Raw genomic sequence first — 5,116 nt, forward strand, 5'->3', positions numbered from 1 at the left:
GGAACTCCAAAAAATAAATTATTCAATTTGTCTACTCAACTACACTTCTTTCTTCCTTGTCTCCCTTGTCTTCCTTGTCCCCCTTGTCCCTCTGCGACGGAATATTTTTTTACTTGGAAATCCCTTATCTCAATGCACCATAATCCAATATCAATTCAAAATCTTAGCTATACCTATCCTGATGGGACTCAAGCTTTAGACAAAATAAATTTGTCTATTAAGGCAACTGAGCGAGTGGCATTAATCGGAGCTAATGGTTCGGGAAAATCCACACTGCTGTTACATCTGAATGGAATTCTCATGCCACAAGCGGGAGAGGTGACAATTGGAGAGTGGTCTGTAAATTCGGAAAATTTGCGAAATATTCGGAATTTTGTGGGGTTGGTGTTTCAAAATCCAGATAATCAGTTGTTTATGCCAACAGTTTGGGAAGATGTTACCTTTGGGCCGCTAAATATGGGTGTGCAAGGTGAAGAATTGCTCCAGCGAACTCTGCAAGCAATGACAGCAGTGGACATCGATCCCCAATGGTATGGGCAACGCTATACCAATAATTTATCTGGAGGTGAAAAGAAACGGATTGCGATCGCTGGAGTCTTGGCAATGAACCCACAGATATTAGTATTGGATGAACCCTCTGCTCAGTTAGATCCCCGTTCTCGTCGGCAATTCATTGAATTGTTACAAACTTTACCTCTGACACAACTAATTGCAACCCATGATTTAGATTTAGCTTTAGATTTATGCGATCGCACTGTTGTTCTCAGCCAAGGTCAGATCGTATATGATGGCCCAACTGAACAGATAATGAGTAATCCAGAGTTTTTACATGGGCACGCTTTAGAGTCACCACTAAGTTATAGCCGCCCTTACTGTCAGTTAGAACATGCACCTGTTAAGGCATCTCGATACCGCGAACTTGTTTAATTTACCCACATATAGGAATCCGATTAGATTTATTTCATAAATCTAAGTATCTGTAGGGTGTGTTATCGCGTATAACGCACCAAAGCTTTCGGATGGTGCGTTAGCCAGAGGCATAACGCTACGTATATTTCAAAAATCAAATATAGGACTCCTATTTGATTTGAGTCCTATAGATATTTGTTGCATGAATATTTTTCACCAAGCAGCATGGAAATATGGGAATATATACTCCCATGTTTTCAGCATAGTTTATCTAGATGGAGATTTCATGGATGTCGATCGCTTCTTCTGCTAAATCTATTGATGACAATCTCAAGAATGTTGTAGACGAAATTGAAGCGCAAAATTCTAGCTTATCAGTTTTTGCAGCACGTCAATTTCGTTATAGCTTGCGTCAAACTCTTGTAGAAGTCAATATCAAGGAACCCCGTCAGTTTAACGTACTTGAAGAATTTATTATTCGCGCTGCTATTGAATTTCAACCTCCGCCAACAGAGGATGAATTAGCCTCTATACTTGGGCTTGATTCTGTATTTATTAAAACTACTACTGCAACTCTTCGTTCATTACAAACTCTATCAGCAACATCGCCAATCACAGTTACTCCAGAAGGTCGCTCATTTTATGAAAAAGGCTCTGTACCACAGCCCCCATATCCCGTACAGCTTAATGCTATTTCAGATCCTTTAGATAACAAGATAACTTTTCAATCTGAATCATTAAATGATACAGTTAGCAACCTACCTGATTTAGCAGATTTTATAAATCTTGATAATCTAATTACTGATATTTCTTCATTACCTCTTGAGCAAATCCAAACAGGTATTCAGGACTCAGGTTTAGCCCTTCATGTACCAGAAGAGGGAAAAATCATCGCTGACTTTAAGGTAGTAGCTTCGACTCAAAAAATTTGGAAAAAGATATCGCTTTTTGTTATCTTTGATGCCATTGAAAATAAATTTAGCATCCAAATAAGAAATGGAAAGCAAATTTTAGAATCAGCGTCAAATTTATTAGAAGTACTATATGCTCAAGGAAAAATATCTTTGGAAACACTATGTAAATTGTCACCTGAAACCATAAATTTGGAACGTGAAGCTATTCTTAAGCAAGAAAATCCTGAAATAGGAGCTACACTCGAAAAGATTCGTCAAAAGGCACTAAAATCTACTACAAAAACCAGTGTAGAAATAGGTAGTAATCCAGCAAAAGGTGAAAGTAAAACCCTTTAGAGGATGTTTGAAAAGTCCTCTTGCGATTATATCTGTGAACTCGCCCCTACTGCTTGTGAGAAATGCGGGCTTTGTCTGTAACCCCAATTTGCGATCGCTAAACCTAAATCAGCTTGTTGAATCTACCGAAATCAAAAAGTCAAAGCTGCTTTTGAGTAAGCAAACTGGGGTTTGAGAAAGTCAAAGCTTATTTGACTTACGGAAAACACCAAAATGAGAAAGTCAAAGCTGCTTTTGAGAAAGCAAAAGCTTATTTGACTTGCGGAAAACACCAAGATGAGAAAGCAAAAGCAGCTTTTAATTCCGCTTCTAAATGATAGAAGCGACTCATTTAACGGACTCCATCCCTTGCAACTTACCGTTTCCATTAATTCCGCTTCTAAATGATAGAAGCGACTACAAACTTTAGTTCCTGCATTAAATCGCCTCTGTTTCCATTAATTCCGCTTCTAAATGATAGAAGCGACGACAGAGAATTTTTGATTCAAAATAGAAAAAGCATACGTTTCCATTAATTCCGCTTCTAAATGATAGAAGCGACGATGCTATTTACTTATTTACTTATCTTATAAGCTCGTTTCCATTAATTCCGCTTCTAAATGATAGAAGCGACCAGGGTTTGCAATTTGGAAATACACAAAAAGATGAGTTTCCATTAATTCCGCTTCTAAATGATAGAAGCGACTGATAAATGCCCTAATGCTGAATCTTGCAAAAATGTTTCCATTAATTCCGCTTCTAAATGATAGAAGCGACTAGGCTTCTCGTCTTTCTTCAAGACATCGCCTGCTTGCAAAAATGTTTCCATTAATTCCGCTTCTAAATGATAGAAGCGACTCATCGCAAAACAGGGTCTCAGTGGGCAGGTTCTTTTTTTCCATTAATTCCGCTTCTAAATGATAGAAGCGACTGCTGCCTTTTGAAACCCTGATATTGCAAAGGTTTCAAAGCTACTTTGCGCGACTCTAAAAAGAAAGTACCATTTCAGCCTTTCACTAGTCAAGATATTACTTTTGCAAATCGGCTCAAAAGCTTAACAGGCAAAGCTTCTAAGAATTGCGCGAATCTCCATGTTGTAGTCATCACTCTCAAAGCTAGATGGCATAAGCTTTTGAACAATAAAAATTTCATCAAATTTTAAAACACCTACTAGTTCGCGCAAGTAAAACATCTTTAACCCGCGCAGGTGGTGAGATCGGCGCTACAACAAAGTTTCCCTCAGTAAGCGACTGGCAAACCCCAAGGGCTTTGTCTATGTAACCACGATTTGCGATCGCAGGGCTTTGTATATCTAACCACGATTTGCGATCGCAGGGCTTTGTCTATGTAACCACGATTTGCGATCGCCTTTCCCGGATTTATCACCAGATTTTTCAAACATATTTTATTTTTACTTTATAAATAACCTTTTAGGATATTGGCTTAATTGATTGAAATTAATTGCAGGATTATATCCCAATAATCGTTGCAATTTAGAGGCAACTGTTGGATAATATTCTCTGGAGAAATCCGGGTATTGCTTGTTGCTCATACCCATAGACTAATTGCAAATATTTATATATCTAACAAATTACCTCTTCCCTAAGCAAGATTTAAAAATTATTTATTTTTTATAACTAAAATATGCCTTTTGTTAGAAGGATAATTACATTATTATCGTTAATGTTTATTTGTAGTCAAAAAACAATCTAATTGGCATGATAAATTTGATTTCTAAGACCATTGGTAATATCGATTCCCTCCTTAAAGGATTTCAGGTAAAACGTTTTTTGGCTGTTGTCCTAGTTGGCTTTCTAGTGCTGACAACGAATGTTACTTCTGGGCAGAATGACAAAGCCTTAAAGGAGAGAGTTCGCGAACAGATACAGCAAAATGATGCTCAAAGACCGAAGACAACAGGGCAGTGGAATAAAGAAGCTCGTGAAACAGAAGGTTCTCTTGGTAAACGACTCGAGAAGATTGGAGGGGAGTCAGCAGAAGCCCTTAAAGAATTTGGTTCTGGGTACGTAAAGGGCGCTCAAAAAACTGCTAGCGATGTAGGGAATAGTGCAGCACAGACAGGCAGAGATATCTCTAACGAAGTCGGACGCTAAATGCGTTTCTATATTCTATTGGCAGCAAGTGACAATAACTTTTGCCAATAAACAAGCAACAATCAATAGAGACGCTAGGGTCTAAGAGTATATTTTAAAAGGGGTTGGCTGTAATTTTAGGCACTTGTTGATCCCCCCTAACCCCCCTTAAAAAAGGGGGGACTGGAATCAAAGTCCCCCTTAAAAAGGGGGATTTAGGGGGATCTAAAACGTTTTGCTACCGACCAGAGGACTTTTAAAACATCCTCTAAGGGACTTCCAACTTAAAAAAATATCCCATCTCTGCGGGACGCTACGCAAACGTATTTAGGGCAGGGGAGCAGGGGGAAAGAAAATCATTTTGATTCGGTGAAATTGGGATAAGTAGGCAGGCACAAATAAATATAACTATGTAACGAAAAGTAAAAGCGGTGAAAACCTTGTGATTGCTTCACTCCACTTCGTTGCGTTCGCAATGACATAGTTATAAATTCTCTCACCCACCTACTTAATTTATTTTTTTGAGTTCCCTAATCACCGAACTTTCATTAGCATGGGTAATATGCTTACCCATACTAATGACAGATTGTAGCGTTTTCGAGTTGCATAAAGTATAGGTTTTTAGTAGGGGCGCACAGCTAGTTGTGCGCCCCTACTGCGTGTTGCTGCATCTAAAAGGTTGAATAGAACAAGTATTTCACTGTGATTTTAGGCGCTTTTAGATCCCCCCTACCCCCCCTTAAAAAGGGGGGAAACGGAGTCAAAGTCCCCCTTTTTAAGGGGAGCCACTGCGGTCTTCTCCCAAAGGGAGAGGCTAACCCCGGATTTCTCACCACATCTCTCAAAGCCTGTGCTTGTGCAGGTTCGCTAGTGGGAGCAGAGGAG

At 39.1% G+C, this 5,116-nt stretch carries 4 protein-coding genes and 1 CRISPR repeat array; of the genes, 3 read left to right on the plus strand and 1 reads right to left on the minus strand.

From position 1 onward, the window contains the following. On the plus strand, positions 1-927 hold a 927-nt coding region (locus CDG79_RS38910; RefSeq protein WP_223278624.1), incomplete at its 5' end, for an energy-coupling factor ABC transporter ATP-binding protein. Between the two features lie 272 nt (positions 928-1,199). Beyond that, positions 1,200-2,159, plus strand: coding sequence for a hypothetical protein (locus tag CDG79_RS38915; RefSeq protein ID WP_189525291.1), 960 nt, complete (start codon positions 1,200-1,202; stop codon positions 2,157-2,159). A gap of 290 nt (positions 2,160-2,449) precedes the next feature. Continuing rightward, a CRISPR array of direct repeats spans positions 2,450-3,069; the repeat unit is 37 nt; unit sequence GTTTCCATTAATTCCGCTTCTAAATGATAGAAGCGAC. Between the two features lie 308 nt (positions 3,070-3,377). Here CDG79_RS38915 and CDG79_RS43170 read toward each other — a convergent pair. Then, the gene (locus tag CDG79_RS43170) at positions 3,378-3,524 is read right to left on the minus strand and encodes a hypothetical protein (RefSeq protein WP_189525292.1); all 147 of its coding nucleotides are present in this window, start codon (positions 3,522-3,524) and stop codon (positions 3,378-3,380) included. A gap of 332 nt (positions 3,525-3,856) precedes the next feature. Between CDG79_RS43170 and CDG79_RS38920 the strand changes: the two genes are divergently transcribed. After that, positions 3,857-4,252 (plus strand): hypothetical protein, encoded by a 396-nt coding sequence (locus CDG79_RS38920; protein WP_094346834.1) that lies wholly within the window; start codon positions 3,857-3,859, stop codon positions 4,250-4,252. Positions 4,253-5,116: the final 864 nt, after the last annotated feature.

This window comes from Nostoc sp. 'Peltigera membranacea cyanobiont' 232 (assembly GCF_002245985.1).
GTDB lineage: Bacteria > Cyanobacteriota > Cyanobacteriia > Cyanobacteriales > Nostocaceae > Nostoc.